Origin of the sequence: Tahibacter amnicola (assembly GCF_025398735.1) — a bacterium.
Taxonomy (GTDB): domain Bacteria; phylum Pseudomonadota; class Gammaproteobacteria; order Xanthomonadales; family Rhodanobacteraceae; genus Tahibacter; species Tahibacter amnicola.
In genome coordinates this window covers 2,770,986-2,790,777 of sequence record NZ_CP104694.1, presented here as the reverse complement: position 1 = coordinate 2,790,777, position 19,792 = coordinate 2,770,986, and the positions used below count along the sequence as shown (strand labels likewise).

The 19,792-nt window shown below is 64.1% G+C and carries 16 protein-coding genes; 3 read left to right on the top strand and 13 right to left on the bottom strand.

Going from position 1 to position 19,792, the window contains the following annotated elements; translation table 11 throughout:
• The first annotated feature begins 59 nt into the window (after positions 1–59).
• Entirely contained in the window at positions 60–1,160 is a 1,101-nt protein-coding gene (locus N4264_RS11785; protein ID WP_261697233.1) for a helix-turn-helix transcriptional regulator, read from the top strand.
• On the opposite strand, the gene N4264_RS11780 is transcribed toward N4264_RS11785, so the two are convergent.
• Both N4264_RS11780 and N4264_RS11775 read right to left on the bottom strand, forming a co-directional pair.
• Positions 1,149–1,871, bottom strand: coding sequence for a DUF2306 domain-containing protein (locus N4264_RS11780; RefSeq protein ID WP_261697232.1), 723 nt, complete (start codon positions 1,869–1,871; stop codon positions 1,149–1,151). The two genes, N4264_RS11785 and N4264_RS11780, sit on opposite strands and share 12 nt — an antisense overlap.
• A 133-nt stretch (positions 1,872–2,004) precedes the next feature.
• Entirely contained in the window at positions 2,005–2,595 is a 591-nt protein-coding gene (locus N4264_RS11775; RefSeq protein ID WP_261697231.1) for a cell envelope integrity TolA family protein, read from the bottom strand.
• Between the two features lie 405 nt (positions 2,596–3,000).
• On the opposite strand from N4264_RS11775, the gene N4264_RS11770 reads away from it, so the two are divergent.
• Entirely contained in the window at positions 3,001–3,462 is a 462-nt protein-coding gene (locus N4264_RS11770) for a hypothetical protein (RefSeq protein WP_261697230.1), read from the top strand.
• Positions 3,463–3,729: 267 nt separating this feature from the next.
• The gene (locus tag N4264_RS11765) at positions 3,730–4,608 is read left to right on the top strand and encodes a hypothetical protein (protein ID WP_261697229.1); all 879 of its coding nucleotides are present in this window, start codon (positions 3,730–3,732) and stop codon (positions 4,606–4,608) included.
• A 132-nt stretch (positions 4,609–4,740) separates the two neighbouring features.
• On the opposite strand, the gene N4264_RS11760 is transcribed toward N4264_RS11765, so the two are convergent.
• The 11 genes from N4264_RS11760 to N4264_RS25660 form a co-directional block, all read right to left on the bottom strand.
• Positions 4,741–5,688 (bottom strand): hypothetical protein, encoded by a 948-nt coding sequence (locus tag N4264_RS11760; protein ID WP_261697228.1) that lies wholly within the window; start codon positions 5,686–5,688, stop codon positions 4,741–4,743.
• Between the two features lie 472 nt (positions 5,689–6,160).
• Complete coding sequence (locus N4264_RS11755) at positions 6,161–6,670, bottom strand: DUF1993 domain-containing protein (protein ID WP_261697227.1); 510 nt, start codon at positions 6,668–6,670, stop codon at positions 6,161–6,163.
• A gap of 162 nt (positions 6,671–6,832) precedes the next feature.
• Complete coding sequence (locus N4264_RS11750) at positions 6,833–7,207, bottom strand: hypothetical protein (RefSeq protein ID WP_261697226.1); 375 nt, start codon at positions 7,205–7,207, stop codon at positions 6,833–6,835.
• Between the two features lie 565 nt (positions 7,208–7,772).
• Positions 7,773–9,791 carry a discoidin domain-containing protein gene (locus tag N4264_RS11745; RefSeq protein ID WP_261697225.1) on the bottom strand — a complete coding sequence of 673 codons (2,019 nt, stop codon included), beginning with the start codon at positions 9,789–9,791 and terminating at the stop codon, positions 7,773–7,775.
• A gap of 64 nt (positions 9,792–9,855) precedes the next feature.
• A complete protein-coding gene (locus N4264_RS11740) occupies positions 9,856–11,937 on the bottom strand; it encodes a discoidin domain-containing protein (protein WP_261697224.1) in 2,082 nt (693 codons plus the stop codon).
• Between the two features lie 440 nt (positions 11,938–12,377).
• A complete protein-coding gene (locus N4264_RS11735; RefSeq protein WP_261697223.1) occupies positions 12,378–12,689 on the bottom strand; it encodes a hypothetical protein in 312 nt (103 codons plus the stop codon).
• Between the two features lie 77 nt (positions 12,690–12,766).
• Positions 12,767–13,360, bottom strand: a complete 594-nt coding sequence (gene trmY / locus N4264_RS11730) for a tRNA (pseudouridine(54)-N(1))-methyltransferase TrmY (protein WP_261697222.1) — start codon at positions 13,358–13,360, stop codon at positions 12,767–12,769.
• 283 nt (positions 13,361–13,643) lie between these two features.
• Complete coding sequence (locus N4264_RS11725) at positions 13,644–13,856, bottom strand: hypothetical protein (protein ID WP_261697221.1); 213 nt, start codon at positions 13,854–13,856, stop codon at positions 13,644–13,646.
• Between the two features lie 28 nt (positions 13,857–13,884).
• Complete coding sequence (locus tag N4264_RS11720) at positions 13,885–14,847, bottom strand: transporter (RefSeq protein ID WP_261697220.1); 963 nt, start codon at positions 14,845–14,847, stop codon at positions 13,885–13,887.
• A gap of 303 nt (positions 14,848–15,150) precedes the next feature.
• The gene (locus N4264_RS11715) at positions 15,151–15,717 is read right to left on the bottom strand and encodes a hypothetical protein (RefSeq protein WP_261697219.1); all 567 of its coding nucleotides are present in this window, start codon (positions 15,715–15,717) and stop codon (positions 15,151–15,153) included.
• Between the two features lie 250 nt (positions 15,718–15,967).
• A complete protein-coding gene (locus tag N4264_RS25660; RefSeq protein ID WP_282563035.1) occupies positions 15,968–19,336 on the bottom strand; it encodes a PKD domain-containing protein in 3,369 nt (1,122 codons plus the stop codon).
• Positions 19,337–19,792 lie beyond the last annotated feature (456 nt).

The following is a 19,792-nucleotide window of genomic DNA, read 5'->3' as shown; positions in this document are numbered from 1 at the left end:
ACATCGAGCCATCATACCGTGATGGAACCCTGCGGACGCCGGCTGACATAATCCAGTCCATGACCATCTGGATCGTCGTCTACGCCATCGGCGCCGCACAGGCTGTTCTGCTGGCGCTGGCACTCGCCCGGCGCCCCACGAATGTCGCGGCGAACCGGTTGCTGGCAGGTTGGCTGGCCCTGGTCGGCATTGACCTGGCGGTCAAGGCGTCCTTCCTGGCCGCCCCGTCGGTGACCGGGTTCAGGGCGTTTCTGTTCGTCGCGCAGTTTCCGTTTCTCCATGCCAGTCTGTTTTACCTGTATGTGCGTACCCTGACGACGACGCTGCCGCTCTCACTGCGCGACGGCATACATGCCATGGGCTTTTTGGGTTCATTGTGGCTGGTGCGCACGACGCTCCTGTCGGACGACGCTCACCTCGCCACCCGCTTGCAGCTCTGGATGGACGGAAATCTGCCGCCCGTCGCGGCGTGGTCGCCCCTGGTGTTGTACGGATGGAGTCTCACCTATATTGGCGCCGCGTTGCGGCAGGTCGTGCGGTATCGTCGCGACGTGCAAGAACGCCGCGCCGACGCGGACCGCGTGTCGCTGCGCTGGCTGCTGGTGCAGGCAGTGGGGCAGATCGCGATCTGGTCCATCGCCATCCTGAACGACGTTACCGACCTGCCCGGCATCAACTACTTCCTCATCTACGGCTTAGTCACCGCGTGGACGTGTGCGCTGGGCTACTACGGATTGATCCAGGCTCCGGTAGCGGCGCCACCGCCATCACCACCGCCGGCAGACAGCGCACCCATGACAGACGATCCGCGCTTCCCGGAAGTGCAGGCGCGGCTGGCGACGCTCATGACCGACGATGCGTTGTACCTCCAGCCCGCACTGACCATCACGCAGGTCGCCAAACGCAGCGGCTACCCGGAGTACCTCGTCTCCGCCACGATCAATCGGGTTTTCGGCTGCACCTTCTGGGACTACATCAACCGCCAACGCGTACACGCCGCGCGCCGCCTGCTCGCCGATCCGAACGACAGCCGCACCATCCTCGACATTGCCTATGCCTGCGGCTTCACGTCCAAATCCACGTTCAACGCCGTCTTCAAGCGGGAAACTGGCGATACACCCAGCACGTACCGGGCAAGGCAATCCACGTCAGGCGCGTGATACGGCCAGCAGGCGTCGCTGGTGGCGCCAGGCGGGCCAGCGCAGCCACAGCTCGCAGATCATCAGGTTGACCGACCAGCACGCCCACGCCGCAAAGATGTACACGGATTCGAACGGCAACTTGAAAACGAAGCTCATGGGAAGGATGAGCCGCAGCGTCACCCCGGCGTAGGTAACGGCCATGCACCGCAGCATCCAGCGCCGATGGGCGGCGTAGTCGCCCATCACCGCACAGCGAATGCCGTAGGCCGCGGTGGCCATCCACAGCACGCCAGCCAGGAAAAAACCGAGGCCGCTCCGCCAGCCGCCGTAGGCATGGAACGACATCGACAGGCCGCTGACACCACCCACCAGGATCGCCGCGGCGGACAGCCATCCGCCGATGCGGTGCAATGCCGGCCACCGGCGGCGCACCCAGCTGCTGGCCTGCAGGATTCCCAGCAGCAGCGCCAGGCCCGCGCCGAAGAAGTGCAAGGGGACGTCGATGCCCTGGAGCGCGAACTTGAGGCCAAAAACGTCCCTCGGGCCCGTTGGACGCTGGCTCAGGAAGGTAAATGCGTGCTCCGCGATCTGCACGCTGAGCGCGGCGAAGGCCAGGTACCAGGCGCCGTAGGCGATCTTCTTCCCGATCCCGGTGAGCCGGGCGACGGCTGTGGCCCGGTCCACGGGCAGGCGGTTATCCAAGGGGCGGGTGGGTTCTGGACGAGACATGACGGCGCTCCGGTGAGGTGACGTCATGCTCGGCCCGGCGTCTGCTGAGGTCGTCCGCCCCGGCGGGTCCGTACGTCCGATCGGGCCGATTGGACCTCCGATACCTTGCCAGGCCGAGGGAGGCCGGCCGAGGTCAGGGGCGACGGGGGCCTTCCGGAGCGAGGAATTGCCAGGTGCGCGTGATATGCAGCACATCCACGGACAGTCCGTTCAGGGGCTGAAACGGTGCGGCGGCATGGACGATACGAATCGCGCTGGCATCCACATCGGGGTGACCGCTGGGCTGGACCACGTCCACACGCTCAACGCTGCCATCGCGACGGATCGCCACCGTGAGGGTGACGCTGCCGCGAACCCCGCTGTCGAGCTGCACGGCTTTGTGGGCGCGTCCGATGCGTGCTTCCCAGTCGCGCAGGTAGTCCACGTACTCCCCGTCCGTTGTCGCCCCGGACAGGAACTTGCGCACCGGGCGCACTGGTCCGGATGCGTCCGCCTTGCGCGCGCTGTCGGCGGCCATTCGCGCCTGCTCCAACGCCTGATCGATCTTCATGCGGCCTTCGGCGGTGTCAGACCTGGCAAGGGCGCGAGTGGGTCCGAGCACCTGCTTCCGGTCCAGGCCCAGGGTGCGCGCAGGCGACTCGCCAGCGACGATCGTCCACACCGTGGCGGCAATCAGCGGCCGGTCCGCGAACCTCGTCGCCATCTGGCCAGTGAGTGACGTCATTCCTCCGGGTGCGATCAAAAATCCCGGCGGCCGCATGAGCGTGCGATCCGTGCCGTAGTTGTCCGCAGCTATTGTGGAAAGTGGTGCGACCACGGCGAACGTCACGCCGCACAAGCACGGCACGCACCTCCGCAGTGACCGGCTCACGCGCCGCAGTGAACGCACGAAGGAACTGGCGCTGCTATTCATGCGGATCGTGCTTCCCTGGTGGCAGTGGTCGCGGCTGGAAGTATTCATAGTCCGCAGGCCGGAATGCCCGTCGCCGCTGTGCAAATCCCGACATCCGGATAATTCCCGTGATTCCCGAGAACGAAGAACGGCAACCGGACCGAACAGGGATGACCACATTCCACCGATCTCGTTGCGTATGATTCAATCCACTACCCCGGACAAGCAGAAAAAGCGATGCCACGCAGCGACGAAACGCCTGTCCGCAAGTGGTTGGATCTGATCAAGGACGACCCCGCCGTTGTCATCGATGCTGGTGACGTCCTGCGTGAAGCAAATGACAACCTGTGGTGTTTCTCGCCTATCGACGACGAAATTCAGGCCGTGAGCACCACCACGGTGACGACATTCATCACGGATGTCGCCGCGCTGCGACGGCAACAGCTGCAAGCTGGCGCCATGTGGTTCTACTGCTGGCACGACGGCCAAGCACGCCAGCTGCGAATGAGCCTGATATCCCGGTCACATGGACGGCTTCCGTTTGCCCGCTCCATCACAATGACGGACGACGCATCGGAGATTGCGCGACACGCAGTCGAAGAGGACTGGCGCGACGCCGCCGACCACGATGCCGCTCCGGATATCGACATCGAGACACCGGATCTACCGCTCCGCGTCTTCGTCGCCGATGTCCCATAGCACGAAAACGCGGATGCACGGGTTCTCAAGCCAATTCGATGACACGGTGGAATCCATGCCCTCGTCGCGTGCGTGGCATTCCCTTCTTTCACACAACACCGACGTTCTGTGCCGAGTGCTTCGCCAACATTCATGCCAGGCGCACTGATGCGCTTTGACGCCCGATTTACAATCCGGAACCCGCTCTGACCAGGCCGTACCGCTGATCGCCGTGCGCCGCCGGGACGCTGATACAGTCGCCAGCACCATCATCACGGAGAGATGATCATGACGACGCGTCAGCCAGGTTTGGCCCATCGCGCGGCACGCCTCGTGTGCCTGGTACTGCTGAGCTGGTGCGCCTTCGCATCCGCCAGCCCCGTGCGCTGGAATGTGTCCAATGCTTCATTCGATGACAGCGGATCGATCTCGGGCTATTTCATTTACGACGTCGATACGAATCACTTTTCCGAATGGGCCGTGTCGGTCGCGAACGGTCATATCGGAGACTTCCCGCCCATCACCTTCGGTCCGGCCAATTCCGTCGCCAGCACCACGAATCTGGGCAATCCGCAACCGACGCTGGTATTCCAGCTGCAGGGAAGCCAGCGTGTGCTGCGCATGACGCCCAATGCCGCACTCACCAACGGCGGCGGCAGTGTTGCGATCAACATCACGACACAGGGCCTCACCGGCAGCGTGGAAACCTACAGTGGCAGCGGCGGCCCAAGTCGCGGCATCGTATCGGGGCGCTTCGACGGCACGCCAGCGGGGTCATCGTTCACGATCAGGCCCGGTATCACCGGAAACTGGTACGACCCGGCGCAGAACGGGCATGGTTTCCAGCTGGAGATCCTGCCTAATGGCGTCGCCACGGCGTTCTGGTTCACCTTCGACAATGCCGGCAACGCCGTGTGGATCAACGGCGCTGGCAATATCCAGGGTGATCGCGTGGTGATGAATGCAGGGCGAGTTCTGAACGGTCGCTTCCCGCCAAACTTCAATCCAGCAACGATTGAACGGCGTCCCTGGGGAACCCTGACCTTCACCTTCACCGACTGCAACAACGGCCGCGTGGACTGGAACAGCACCGACAGCGCCTTTACGCCAGCGGGCATGATGCAGCTGCAACGACTGACGGCGATTGATGGCGTGGGTTGTCCTTGATGGCCTCCACGTAGCATCCTCGGAGTACGTCCCCCATCGACCGTGGCGCGCGCCCGCTTCATCAGCGGGCGCCGCCACGCATCAGTCACCGCAATTCAGTGAGATGTAATAAATCTCCGCGGCGAAGTCGATTCATCGACCGGTGACAGTCACCGTCGCAAGGCGTGGTTCTGAGGCCGTCCAGCTGGTGGTCAACCAGAATGTCGAGCTCCCTCCCCGCGGTACATATGACCACTGCAGCGTCGCCGAGGCAGCGCCGCAACTCCAGAGCTTGGGTGCTTCGCCCGAGTTCTGGGTCCATACGCACGCACCGGAAGCGCCAGGAAGCTGGTAGGAGATCGTGGTGCTCCCGAAGTTGGTGCCGGCCGGCACGCTGACCACCAGTGGCGATGCGGAAATCGACGCCGCCGGGTTGGCGGGAGCCCGGATCGTCTTGCTGGCCAATTCCGGGCTAGGCGACGTCATGCTCGGCGAGAGGATGAAACGGGTTTCCCCACCTGCGGGGACGTGATCCCAGCGGATGTTCGTGCCCTGCGGTCCGCCGCACGTCCACAGCGTGGGTGCCGGAGCGCCTGTGTTGTGGATCCAGATGCATGCACCTGCGCCAGAGCCGTAGGAAACGTCCGTCCATCCGTAACTCTGGCCTGGCGGCACGATGGCTTTCTGTGGCCAGACCGAAATCCACGAGCCCGATGGCGGGTAGCACGACGAGTGACTCTGGTTGACACAGCTGACGTGAGCGATCTCCGTAACCGTCGGAGAGGTGGGCATGTGACTGATCGAACAGCGCTGTGCAGTCTGCGTCGAGCGCACCGCCTGCCAGCCAGCGGGTATGGGTTGATCAGCGCAGACATCCATCCGGGCCCCAACCGGCAGATGGTCATATCGGGTGACCACCCAGACGTTATCGGTCGCACTGGAGAAGGTTCCGCACTCGGTGATGGAGTATTTCTTGTCGGTCGCGATATAGCCGGCGGGCACTTGGTTGCGGCAAACGTGCTGAATGTCCTGCGCCGCTGCAGTACCAACGCCCAGGAGCGGGAGGGCCAGGAAACCCACAAGACCATATGTCTTTCTCATTTTTTACTATTCCATAGTGAAGGGACTATGGGGCGGCCCGTTCCCCATTGGCTCCTTTCGAAAATCAGCGCGACCGTTGATCACGGCACTTGCCACCAGTGCACCACGTCTGCGCCAAGAGCAGCGCGAACGCTCTTGCAGCTCCCGGGATGATCTGGCACGAAGCTCCGCGGCATCGGCAGACATGCCGCCAACTTGGGTGCTATCGGTATTCGACGGCCGGCTCGCCGACCAGCGTCAGGGACATACACTGCTATCCGCGGTGCGTACGAGGTTCGACGCACGCCCTGGTCGGACAGGAATTGGTCCGATCGGAGACAAAGGTCCCAGCCCAGGCCTGGTGTCTCCCAGTGTAAAAGTTGCCCGACTACTTCGCGTCGGTGCGGCGAAGCTCTGTTTGCACTCACCCGTGTACTGGGGAGTACGGCCCAGTCACTGTCCGCCCCTTCGACGGACAGTGCGCATCAACTTCTTACTTCAGTCCCATGTAATCGCGCTTGCCGATCTCAACGCCGTTGTGACGCAGCAGCGCGTAGGTCGTGGTGACATGGAAGAAGAACTGGGGAATTCCGTAGGTGAGCAGATAGGCGCTGCCGGTAAAGCGCTTTTCTTTGGGCGTGCCGGGGCGCGTCACGATTTCGCGCTCTTCGCCGCCGTCGAACTGGCTGGGTGCAAGGCCCGCGATGAAGGCCTGGGTTTGCGCGATCAATGCCTGCAGTTCCTCGAAGGAGGTTTCCTTATCCTCGTTCCGGGGCACCTCGACACCTGCCAGGCGCGCGGACACGCCGCGGGCGAAATCACACGCGATCTGCACCTGGCGTGTGAGTGGGAACATGTCCGGAAACAACCGGCTCTGCAGCAGGGCTGCGGGTTCGATGTTCTTCGCCGTGGCGTGCGCCTGCGCCTTGGCGAGCACGTCGCCGAGGCTGCCCAGCATCTGCTGGAACACGGGAACGGATGCGGTATAGAGGGATACGGTCACGGGGAGCTCCGGCTACGTGGGAACGGAAACCCGTAACGATGACAGCGTAGTGCGGCGTTGGCAACGCCACCCCAGCGCACTCAATAGCAGGGATCCCCGCGCGGCGACGGCACGGACGGACGCCGCCGCACGGCAACGTCCGTCAGATCCGTCGCGCCGGAGTCAGCGGAAGAACCACCGCCACAACAAAAGGACGCCAACGGCAATTGCGGTGATCATCCCCCAGGGACGTTCGGGCGCCTTCTCCGGATCAGCCGCGGTGGCGACGGCGGCCGCAAGGGCAGGCGTCAGCGGCTGGCGGGCGACGGTCGGCTTGGGCTCCGGCTGCCGCTCCTCGGGTGTACGGTCGCGGTAGCCCGCCTGTTCGGCGGCTGCCGCCGGCGTTTCCCGGACGGCGTTGCTGACGGATGACGGGTCAGCGTTTGCTTGTTCGCCCCACTTCGCCGAGGTGTTGTTCGAAAGCTCGCTGGATGCGGCGTGGGCGTCGACTGCCGTGACCGACGTCAGGGCAACGAGCAGGACTGCGTGAATCTTCATGACAAGCCCCCCAATAGCCAGCTCGGGGCGGCTTTGCGCCGCCGGCGGCAACGATAGCGGCGGTGGCGGCGCTTGTCGCTACCAGGGGTCATCGAGACAGCTGAACGGTATCGGGACAGCTGCTGACCGGAGCCGATGGCGCCAGGAGCGCCCGAAACGGGACTACCCGCTCGGCGTTTTCCGATCGCTTCATGACATTGCGCTGGCTCACGGGCCCGGCCTCCCGGAGGCCGGCCACGATGGATGCCCGGCAATTGCTGGTATTTGCAGCCATCCAATCGCAAGGAGCCCGGGCAATGCATCATCGCCCCTCCCGACTATCGCAGCCGCTCGGCATTTCTTCCCTTCTTTACATCGCAGCGCACCGTAAGTACAGATGTTCGCATTCTTGCCGGCACGGACGACGCCTTGCCGGCGGCGGTGCTGCCTGCCAACGACCGCAGTCGGACTATCGCGCTGGACAAGCCACGTCCAGCGGAACAACCCCGGGGCACGCCTCCCGATTGACGCCCCGCGTGCGCGACGAGCGCACACGGGGCAAGTTCGACACAACACGCGATGGCCGCTACTCCGCCTCGCTACATCCCGTCCGCGCACCGAACTCCGTCACGCTGGCCCAGGTGTTCTGCGAGTTGCCATTGACCGTGAGGCGCAGATACCGGGCAGAGACAGCGGGGAACGCGTAAGTCTCCGGTTGTGCGGTCGTGCCGCTGCTGGTGCCGGAAAAGACCTCACGGAACTGCACGCCGTCGCTGGAGACAGCCAACGTGAAGCGATTGGTGCGTTGATCACCCAGGTGCCAGGCGATTTTTGCGCCGCTGACGGACGTGCTGCCGCCCAGGTCGCCTGTCACCCACTGGCCGACGCCAAGACTGGACCACCGTGTCGCCAGGTTGCCGTCGATGACGTTGCTCGCCGGTGTCGTGGCATCGGCTCCGCTGGCAGTGACCGTCGCGAAGCGACAGGCGCCGCATTCGGCGTCGGCGCCGTATTCGGTCACGCTGGCCCACTCGTTGAGCGTGTTGCCGTTGACCGTCAGGCGTACAAAGCGGGCTGCCGTCGCGGCAAACGTGTAGTGCTCGCGTTCCAGCGTCGTGCCTGAACTCGTACCGGCGAACACCTGGCGGAACTTGCTGCCATCGGATGAAACCGCCACGGTGAAGTGGTTGCGACGCCGATTGCCTTCGTGCCAGGCCACCCGCACGCCGGACACGCGCGCCTCCCTGCCGTAGTCGAGCGTGAGCGTGGACCCCACTCCCAACGCCGACCAGCGCGTAGACAGGTTGCCATCGACGGCATTGGCCGCCACGTTGGTGCCTTCGCTGGCGCTGGCGGCAACGGTGGGCGTACGGCAGCCGTCCGGCGGCGGCGCGCGATGGCAGGTAGCGGTTCCGGAGTCGGTAAAGGTGCTTCCCGCCACCGGCATGAATTGCCACGCATAGCCACGCGCACCGAGGGTGAACTTCATCACGCCGCGCGTCGTATCCGAACCCCTCTCGAAGTTCGGCATATTTCGCGTGAAGGCCCTCGGCTGCGCGCCTCCTGTGCCGATCAGGAACTGGCGGATACCGTTGGCCGGATCGGCGACGCCGTCGGCGTTCTGCGGCGCGTAGCGCTGATAGCTGTGGTCGTGCCCGACCACGACGACGTCAGCGCGGTGATCGTGCAGCGCGCGCCACAAAGGGCGTGTCGCCGTGGCGTTGTCGTGACCGCCCCGGGTGAACAGCGGATGGTGGAAATAGGCGAGCGTACAGGCCTTGGTGTTCGCCGCGAGATCTGCCCGCAGCCAGCGTTCCTGGGCGGAATTGGCACTCATCGGCAAGTTGCTGTTGAGCGCCACCATATGCCACTCGCCCAGGTCGTAGCTGTAGTAACCCTTGTCGCGATCCCCCGCCGGGCCGCTGAACTGGCCGCTACCGTTGAAGTAGTCGTAGTAGCCCTTGGCACCGCTGGTGTTGTACTCGTGATTGCCGGGCGACGGCCGCGTGATCGCTTTGAACCGCCCCCAGTTGGGCGCATAACGCTGCTGGAACTCGGCCAGCGTGCCGTTATCGTAGGCGAGGTCGCCGGCAACGATGACAGCCTGCGGCCGGATGGCGTCCACCACGGCGGCGGTCTGCGCGCAGGAGCCGCACAGATCCCCTGCGGCAGCGACAACCAGCGACGTTTCTTCCAATGCCCTGGTACCGAACTGGTAGCTGTCGACCAGGAATCGACTGGCGGGATCGGCAAAGTTCGCGCGCAACTGCACGCATTCGCCGCGCAGGGCGCGCAGGTGAAAACTGCGGTCGTTGCGCGCCTGGCCGCCCAGGGTTTCGGTGTCGCCCTGGGAGCTGACCAGGGTCAGCGTGTCCGCACCGTGCAGTGCGAACGCCTTGAAGCGCAGGCGCAGCCATTGCGCCTGGGGATGGCAGATCTCCACCGGCTCGGCGGACCGGCCATCGGATTGAAACATCAGCGCTTCCACCACCCCGGTTTCGGGTTCTGCCACGGTTGGTGTGTCGATAGCAGCCGACACATGCGGCGCAGCCAGGCCAAGCGCCAGGGCCAGCGCCACCCGGCGCGGCCATCGGTGTGCAGTCATGGGATATTGTCTCCAGTACGAGGGCAAGCGCGGCACCGGCAAGTCCGGTGCCGCGCGGTGTTGATCAGTTCTGTTCGCCGTCGCGCGTACAGGCGCTGGTGGCGGACAGCTCGGTGACACTTGCCCAGCTGTTCAAGGTGTTTCCGTTGACGGTGAGACGCAGGAAGCGTCCCTGCGTACCCGCGAAGGCGTAATTCTCGATGGCAGTGGTTGTGCCGCTGCTCGTGCCGGAGAACACAGGCTGGTATGCCAGGCCGTCCGTCGAAACGGACACCACAAAGCGGTTTCTGCGCAGGTTGCCCTGGTGCCACGCCACGTGAGCGGCGGACATCGTACGGACGCTACCGTAGTCGAACGTGATCCACGAGCCTTCTCCCGGCGCGGACCAGCGTGTGGCGAGATTGCCGTCGACGACGTTGGCCGGCACGTTCTCGCCTTCACTGGCACTGGCGACGATGCTCAGCGGGCGGCACGAGTGGATCGCCGCGTGCCGCTCGCGAAAACCGATATCCGGTCCCGCGTCGGAGAATGTCGCACCGGTGTTGTTCAGGGCGATGTTGCGGGCCGGCGAGTTCGCCTGCAACTGGTAGTCATGCTCGGCTGGCGCATCGACGAACAAGGGGTCCTGAACGAGCCCGGCCGGGTCGGCGACCAGCGTATGCGCGGAGTTTGAATAGGTGCGCCATTGCGCCAGTGTTTTCGCAGCACCGTTGACGCGAATGCCCGCCTGCTGGCCCGAGCGGTTCCAGTACAGGTTCTTGTCGCTGACGAACCCCTGCAGGACCGACGCGCTGGTCGGTACGCTGATCCAGGGCGACGCATCCCGCACGATGTTGTTCCAGAAATCGATATTGCGGTTTGGCGTTCCGCCCGGGTTGTAGTTCGTGGCGTAGAACGCCGTCGCCGGAATTCGATCAAACGTGTTGTGATAGACATCGACGTTGTCGACACGATTGAGCGAAATACCGTAGCCCAGGCAACGCGAACCGCTCGGCGTGTTCTTGAACAGGTCGTGCACCACATTGCGCCGGAAGACCACATTCGTGGTCAATGTGCTGCTGTCGCCGCCGCGACCGACCCCCAGTGCGTTGCAGGAGTCGGAAATCCGCGTGTTCTCGATCAGCACATCGCGTGCGTTGTAGTGCACGACCATGGCACTGCCCGCCTTGGCAACGGTTCCGGCTTTCTCGCGGAATCCGTGCATGTAGTTCGCTGCCACGCCCGGGCGGTCCGCATCGGGCGGAATGCTGCCGCGGATCGTGACCTGACGGCAGCTCTTGATATCCACGGCCTGCTCCACGCGCCCGAAGTTCGCCGGCGAGGTGTAGTAGTGGTTGTCTTCCAGCGTGATGTCGCGTGGCGTCGTGGCGGCGTCCGGGCTGCTGTAGCCTTCGCACTGGAACCCGTCGCCGCCGTTGTCATGAATGACGTTGCGCCGGATCAGGATACGGGCGGGAGCCGGTGAACTTTCCGGAACGATGATGCCGTGACTGTCTTCGTTGTCAGTACGGAAATTCGTGTGGATTTCGCTGTCTTCCAGCAGGAAATCGCGGCCGGAGACGTACACGTTCGCACCAGCGGACGATCCATGCAGTACTGAGTTGCGCAACACGCCGAAATCCGCGTTGTTGTACCAGCGGAATCCCGTGACACGTTGCCCGGCAACATCGACATCGAACCCGTCGACGATCCAGTAGTCCTGGTCCATGTGAAAGACGGCGACGGCACCGTTGGGACGGATAACCGGGCGCGTGGCCGATCCCGGCTGCCGCTTGAGCACAATCGGCGCGGCGTGGGTGCCGGAAAACGCTGGCTGCGCCGCATTTTCCACATACGTACCTGATGCCACGCAGCCGACCTGGCCCGCGCGCAGCGTGCGCAAGGCCTTGCCGACCGTGCGCCAGGGTTGTGACGCGCTGCCAACTGCGCTGTCGTTACCGTTCGGCGCCACGTAGTGCGAGCACTCGTTGCGGGCATTGGCGACAAAGGACGTATCCGGCAAGGCGCGCGCGCCGGCGTTTACACTGCGATCGGGCCGGGCGGCGTGGACGGGTGCAACGAGGGAAAGCGATACTCCCAGCGCGATCAGCGCCAGGCGCGGAAACGCCCTCTCCGGCGTTTCCAGGGGTGTAGCGATTGCGGTCATGCGGGTCTCCAGAGCTTTTCAGGCACGGACATCGCGCGCAATAAGGGCGACAAGCAGGTCGCGGCGGATTGTCGTGGGCATGGGCTGGCCGTAGTAACGCCATGCCGGCGCTACGACAGGAACAACAGACCGACGATCGACCTGGCGATGCCGAAGCGTTAGTGAAAACTACAGGGTGTAGGTGTAGCCCCCCGCTGCACCCACTCATGAATTCGCAGGGGGGACGCCCGGAATGCCACGCAAAGCCCTCGGCACGTGCGCACAAATCAAGAAATTGTGACGACGCGCGCACTTGTCCCGCAGTCACCTCGCGAGCCTTGCTTTTCCGGGGCCCCTTGGAGCCAGGGGATGGCCCAACGCTGACGAAGCCGGTGCCGGGCGCGGTTGCAGGCATGTGGGCGTCAGCACGAACTCAAGCCGGCAGCTCGTCCCGACCTTCCCTAATGCATCCGGGCGATACCCATGCCGTACAGCACGACAAGCGCGACCAACCAGTCCAGCAGCGAAATGGCGGCTGCCACGACCCACACGACCGAGCGACGCAGGACGATCAGCCCAATAGCGCCGAACAGCGAAATCGCACCGGCGAAAAAGAACAATCCGGCATACCAGTTCCCGCGTGGAAACACGCCACCGATCGTAACAAGGACCTGCAGCGTGATGACCGCGGTTGCGGTAGCAACGAGCGTCTCGGGAATGCCCGCACTGATTCTTGAAGGCGCGCCAGTCGGTCGCTGATCCGGCTCATTCATCGACGCTCCATCGAATCACCGGCCTGTGCCCTGGCTGACCCATTGATTGAGCCTGCCCATCAGCCACACACTAACCGCTACCGCTCATCCAACGCGTGATGAATCAGCACGACGCACTGCGAAGCGAACAGCATTTTCGATCCCAGCGAGATCTTCTTCGCACCCAGCCGGCCAAGACTGTGAAAGGTCTTCTTCGGCATCGGAATATGGTCGGTCAGCAGGAAGCAGGGATTGGGCGCGAACGCCTCCTCGCCAATGGACGTTCCCTTCCGATCCATCACGTACAGCGCATGGTCGTCGGCGAGCTCACGGACGAGGTGTTCGAAGCTGATGGTGCGCACCGTGATGCCCGCTTCCACCGGCCGCTCCTCTTCCTTGCCCATGCCTCGGGAGACGTCGAGCGCCCTGGCGACCTTTCCCAGCAATGCCTGTTCGTGGAAGCCGCCAATATCATGCATTGCATCAGCGGCGAAGCGAATGGTGCGCGAGAAGTCCTGCGTGCTTTCCAGCACGAGGTACACCACGACATCCGGCCGATGCGACTGCGCCGTGAAGATCGCGTTCATCAGCGTGTGTGCCAGGATTTCCGTGTGGGCTTCGCCGCCCACGGACGCGAGCAGTTTCTGGCTGTCCGTCGGTGCAGCCCGTGCTCTGAGTACAAAAGTGCGCATGATCCGTGTGACCGTCCTTAGGTCCTGGGCCATCCGGGCCCGAATGAGCCAGTTTCAACTGCGCGGTGGCGCGGGATCAAGCGTTCGCCGCGATGGTGTAAGGTCTTCGACCGGATCCGGGAACCGGTGAACGTCCGGTCGATGGCGTGCCCGGGTTGCGGCCGGCCCGGGTGCAGGCGGCGCATCTGTGGTTCTGCACACCCTGTTCAACAGGCCGATCATGTGCTCGAGCCCTCCCCGCGGCGCGCCGGGCGAATCTAGCTGATCTGGTGAGGGCTTGCCATCAATGCAGCTGTGCCATCGCAGCGGCGTGGATCTCGGAGGCGGACAGCATTACGCGTCCCTTGCCGACAGCGGCCGCGGTAACGGCAAATTGAATCGTCGACTCGCGCAGATAGGATTTGCGCTGTGCGAGGCCGTCGCCTTCCAGCGGGATCTCCAGATGCACAGGCCTGCCGGCGAACCGTTCCGGCGCGCTGAGCCGGACCGTCACCACGTCCAGTTCCACGCCACCCCGACAAACCTCAACGCACGATATTCACCGCAATCGCCGGCGTGATATGTGAGGATGTATTGCGCCCCGCAACAACGGCGCGGACCCCGAAGAGCACGCCGACATTCGCGTTGAAGTTGTATTCGATGGCCGGCGCCAGCGCGAAGGATCTGCTCGAACCGGAATCAAACAGTGTCACACTCCCGGCTGCGTCGACGCCCCGCACCCGCGTGTTGCCGGTGCGCCGATACACCGCATCAAGCGCAACGACCCAGTTTCGCGTGATGCTGTACTCCCACGCGGCATTTGCGACGAAGGTGTCGCCTGGCCGCGCGGTGCCGCGGAATCCATCGTCCGTGCCGTAGACGCTGGCGTCGGCCAGGTTCGCGTCGCCGGAGAATGTCTTCGTGAGATTCAGCCGCATGCGCAGGATCCGGCCATTGGGCATCCACAAGTAGGTCTGGGAATAGACGCCCAGCATCGTCGAACGCGCGCCACTCCCCAATCCGTCGCTGGCGCGCCCACCCAGCCGATCGTGCTTGCCGGTCGGAAACGTCTGTTGCAGCGCGACGGAGAGGGTTGGCAGCCAGTGTCCCGGCTCAAACTGAGTCAGGCGGTATTGCGCGTGCACCGCCAGGTCACCCATGCCGATGCCGGAGCTGCCGGGACCTTGCGCGGGATCGTTGTAGCCGAATGTTGGAATCAGACTCAGCGAGAACGCGTCGGTAACGCCGTAGGTCATGTACGTCAGGGAACCATAGCCATGCGATCGGCCCGTCGAGTGCCGCCTGCCGTCGCGGTCGAATGCCCCATTGGACTGGACGTCATAGAGGTAGGGCTCGATGAGGTAGTGACCTTTCGGCAGCGTCGATGCGGAATTGGCGAGCATCGGGCCGGTCCACCAGGCATCGTCCATGGATTGACGCTGCACAGGGGCTTGCGCGGAAACCCGTGTCGCCGCGAGTAACAGCAGTAGCGCGATCTTGTACATCATAGGTTCGTCGTACGCAGAGCCAGTGGTGATCAAGCCGTTCGGTACCAGCCTGGGGGCGCCGCGCCCCGTTAGCGAGTACCAATTGCGCCGGCATTGCGCGGGAATTGGTATTCAGGGCACGGCTTGGCCAGCCGGAGCGAACGATCGTGCCGGTACGCAAGCGCAGAAACCATCCGCTTGTTGCGGTGGAAAGCCCCCTTTCGGATCTCAGGCGATGCAGCGGCTCTCCAGCCCGATCAGGGCATCGATACGCCATGCGGCAGGGAGCTGCGGCCGGCGTCAAACCAGTGCAGCGCCCCCGGCCTAGGCAAAACCATAGACGAGCCGCACATCACCATGCGTCTCACGCAGTGCAATCAGTTCATCAATGAAGTACTGGATGCACGACGTAACGTCGAACAGTCCTTCCACCTCGACAGAATGCGTGTGGTGCAGCGGCTTGTCGGTGCGCGAACACACAGCGATCGGCGGTGGAAGGTCCGCATCGCGCCATAGCCCGGTGAGCGTCTGCCAGCGCGCTGGATCGTTCTCGTGCGGCCACGCCTTCTCATACAAATGCAACGGAATGCTTGCCGACACGATGGAAAGCACCGGCAGCGCGTCGAGAATTTCGTCGCCGTGCAGGCATGAATGACCCCACTCGCCCAGGAACGCCAGGACACTCCCATCCGTGTGATAGATGAAGGGGTAGTGGTCGAACTCCGCAGGCAGTCGGCGCAAGGGCCGCACCGGCCTGATTGTCCCGGCGTAACCCGATGCAACGCCCAACCACGCGCGAAGATGGCCTCGGCGGCCGTCGTAGAACTTCTGGACGAACTGCCAGCCATCGTCGCTGTTCCGCTGGAAGGCGCCGAATACGTCAATACCCATCGAGGGCGATCTCGTTGTTGCAGTGCGGAACCGCTATACCGAACTGGGTCTTCGCGGTCAACTTCAGTGACCTCCACTGTCTTCGCAGACGTCGCTCTCGCGGAACAGTTACTCGAATACGCCCTGGAGAATGTGCTCCGGGGCAACTGCTGAAACGGCCTTCACCCCATAGCCAAAAAGAAGCGACCGGCACAGGCCGGTCGCTTCATTCGTCATACCTGCGCCGCTGGATTGCGCGGCGAGGCTTCTACTACGGCGTGTAGCTGCCCGTCAGGCTCAGGCCCGAGTAAGTTGAGTACGCGCGAACCATCACGTAGTACGTCCCCGCCTGCGCTGGCGAGATGTTGCAGGTCTCGCTGTTGCCCGGCAGATACGGGCGGCAGTCGTAGGTCGTCGTCGTCGGAGCCGCGTTGAAGCGGACGTACATGTCGGCATCGCCGGAGCCGCCGTTGATGACGAACCTCAGGTTCGTCGCACCAGCCGGCACGGCCAGCGTGAAGACCTGCGTATTTCCCGTCGAACCCGACAGGCCCGTGCGCGGCACGCCGTTCTGCAGCACATTGCCGCCGGTGTTGAAGCTGCCGGTGAGGCTCAGGCCGGAGACCGCCGAGTAGCCGTGGATGAACACGTGGTAGGTGCCCGCCTGCGCCGTCGCGATGTTGCAGGTTTCGGCGTTGGTGGAACCGATCGAGCGGCAGTCGTAGCTCGTCGTCGACGCAGCGGAACCGAACTTGACGTACAGATCCGCATCCCCCGTTCCACCGCTGGTGACAAACTTCAGGCCCGATGCGCCGGCCGGAACGACCATCGTGAACGACAGGCCAGCGCCCTGCGCGATCGACAGGCCGGTCTTCGGCACGCCGTTCTGCAGCACCGTATCCGGCGGCGCGGTGACCGTGACCGAACCGGACTTGGTGTTGGTGGCGCCATCATCGTCGGTGACCGTCAGCGTGACCGTGTAGGTGCCGGCCGATGCATAGGTCTTGCTCGGATTGGTGGCGGTCGAAGTGGATCCGTCACCGAAGTTCCAGCTACGCGAGGCGATGGTGCCGTCCGAATCGGTCGAGGTGTCGGTGAAGTTCGCCGTGAGGCCGCTGGTGGTCGAGGTGAAGTTCGCCACGGGCGCTACATTGCCCGGACCGCTCGTGACCGTGACCGAAGCCGTCTTGGTGTGCGTGGCACCGTCATCGTCCGTGACCGTGAGCGTGACCGTATAGGTGCCGGCCGCGGCATAGGTGTGGCTCGGGTTCGTCGCCGTGGACGAGCTGCCGTCACCAAAATTCCAGCTGCGCGCGGTGATCGTGCCGTCGCTGTCGGTGGAACTGTCGGTGAAGTTCACGACGAGGCCGCTGGCGCTGCTGCTGAAATTCGCCACCGGCGGTACGTTGCCACCGCCGCCACCGAAGTTGCCGGTAGCCGCGACCGCGTATTTCTGCGGACCGGACGGCACGTTCACACCACGTACGCGTACCGTGTAGGTGCCCGCTGCCGGATTGGCAAAGCTGATGCGGTGCACGTTGTTGCGGTTGTCGTAGTTGGTGGTCGTCGTGCTCTGGCTCGGGTTCGCATTGCTCGGCGAAACGCCCGAGGGCAGCTTCTGCGTCCACACGTCGCCATTGGGCGCGACCACTTCCAGCCGCAGTCCGTTGACAAGGGCCGGGTTGGCATTGACCGCCGCGGCCGCGTCTGTCCAGGTCAGCGCGATGTTAAGCGGCGATCCGGCGGAGACGGTCAGCGTGTGTGTATCAAGGCCACCCGTGGAAAGGCCGGTGGTGGCGTCGTGGATGTAGAGCTTGCTGGTGTCACCGCTGAAATACAGCGAGTCGTCGAGCAGGATACGTCCCCAGCCCTGCGACTGGCCCGGCGACGTGCCAGCGCCAGTTCCCGTCATCGGCATGGCGCCGGCAATGAGAATGGCCTTGACCAGCGCACCCGACGGATTGGCGATGGCGTTCGCCGCGACCTTCTGGCCGGTCGGATAGAAGCCGCGTTGCAGGTACTCACGCACCAGGGCAGCCAGGCCGGCGGCGGTCGGCGTCGCCATCGAGGTGCCGCTCATGGTGGCGGTACCGCAGGCGTTGCGGCCGGCGGAGACGATGCTCGAACCCTGCGCGGTGATGTCCGGCTTGGTGCGGCTGTCGATCGTCGGGCCACGCGAGGAGAAGCTCGCCATGCCGTTCGCAGCCGTGCCGCGGCTGGTGGCGCCGACGGTGATCACGTTCTTGGCATTGCCCGGGCTGCCGACGTTGTTGCCGGCCGGGCAGGCCGACGCATCGTTGCCCGCGGCAAAGAGCAGCACGAGATCATCGCGATCACGCGTGACGTTGTCGGCGTCGCGGGCCTGGGCGTCGTAGGTCACCGTACATCCGGAAACGCAGGCACCGAATTGATCGGTACAACCGCCGCCCCAGGAGTTGCTGTGCAGGCGCGCACCGTTCTGGTACGCCGTGTTCGCCGCGTGGTACGGGTTGCCGCCGTGGTTGTTGAGATAGGCGAGATTGGAGCCGGTTTCCTGCATCACGAGCTTGGCGCCCGGCGCGGTGCCGTCCAGGTCCGTATGACCACCCGGCGAGGTGAAGTTGGTGCAGTCAATCGGAGTCGCCGGATTCTGGCCGAGAATGGAACCGGCGACGTGGGTGCCGTGGCCATGCGGATCGGTGGGCGTGTTGCCCGTGAGGCCCGACCACTTGTAATAGGCAATGACCTTGCGCGCGGCATTGTTCGGCGTGGTGATCGTCGGACAGCTGGCGCCCGACGTACAGTTATTCACCGGCGGCGCCTGCGCGGCATCGTTGAAGGCGCAGTTGGCGATATGCAGACCGGTATCGAGTTCGCCGACGATCTGGCCGCACCCATACAGGCCTCGGTCGAAGACCGGACGCAGCGGCGACGGACTGTTCACGTTGCTCTGGTGCAACCAGTCGGCCTGGGAATTGCGCGTGGTCATCGGCCAGCGGAATCCGATCGCAGCGACAGACGGATCGGCGGCAAGCTGCTCGACGGCGGCACGCAGGCTCGCGCGATCAAAGCGGGCGACGACGCGCGTGTCCGGGCCGGCGGTAATCGTGCTGACGAACTCCAGTCCCGGCGCGCTCATGACAGCCGCTTCCACCGCCGAGCGATCGGCCGATTCATGCATGCTGACGACGAGTTCGGTGACGCCCGCGGCCTCGGCGATCTTCTCGCCCTTGAGCTCATTGGCGACGTTCAGATCAACCTTGAATGCCGGCAGGAACGGGCCGCTCCAGACTTCACCCTCGATCGTGCCGGGCTTTACGTTCGCCTTGGCGCGGACGATGTAGGCGTAGTGCGGCGCGTAACCCAGGATGTGGTACTTCGCTTCGACGGCGGCGCGGCGCTGGTTGGTGATGGGACCGTCGAACTTGATGAGGCGGAGCGGCGACTTTTCGTAGCGCTGGACTTCGCCGAGTACGGCCAGATCCGGATTGGCCATCGTGACGGTGCGTTGGCAAACATCCTGCTGGGCAGCGGAGAACGAGATGACGCAACGTTCGCTGCCGGAGCGTGAGTCATCGGAACCCTTCACGCTGATCGGTGTATCGGCCATGACGGCGGCCGACAAGGCAACGCCGATGCCAATGAACAGAGAATTACGCATTTCGGTTTTTCCTTAATAGCGGCAACTATGCCCTGCTCACACCGGACCCCCGTGCGGTGAAAACAGTGGCGAAAGTGACGACAGGCGGGTGCGAGTCCCGGTCGTCGCGGATGGCTGTATGCGTGCGGCCGCGTCGTCGAATGCGAACGGCTTTGATGCAGGCATGCAGCAAGTGCTGCGATAAGGTGTATGGGCCTGCTGTGTGCTGGTGCACCTCCCCGATTCGTGACGGGCTGAGCGTCGAGCGCCCGTTTCCCCTAGACGCCTGGTCGATGCCAGGCATCGACTGCCGCCCCTCCCCGGCGCGACAGTCGTCCACGTGTCATCCAGTTCCGCCAGTACTTCAGGGTGGAACCGCATTTTTCCCGCGAGATCGAAACCTTCGACTCGACGGTCCAGCGGCCCCGACGGCAGATTAGACAACGCGGCATTATTATTGATGACGTCCGTCGCCGT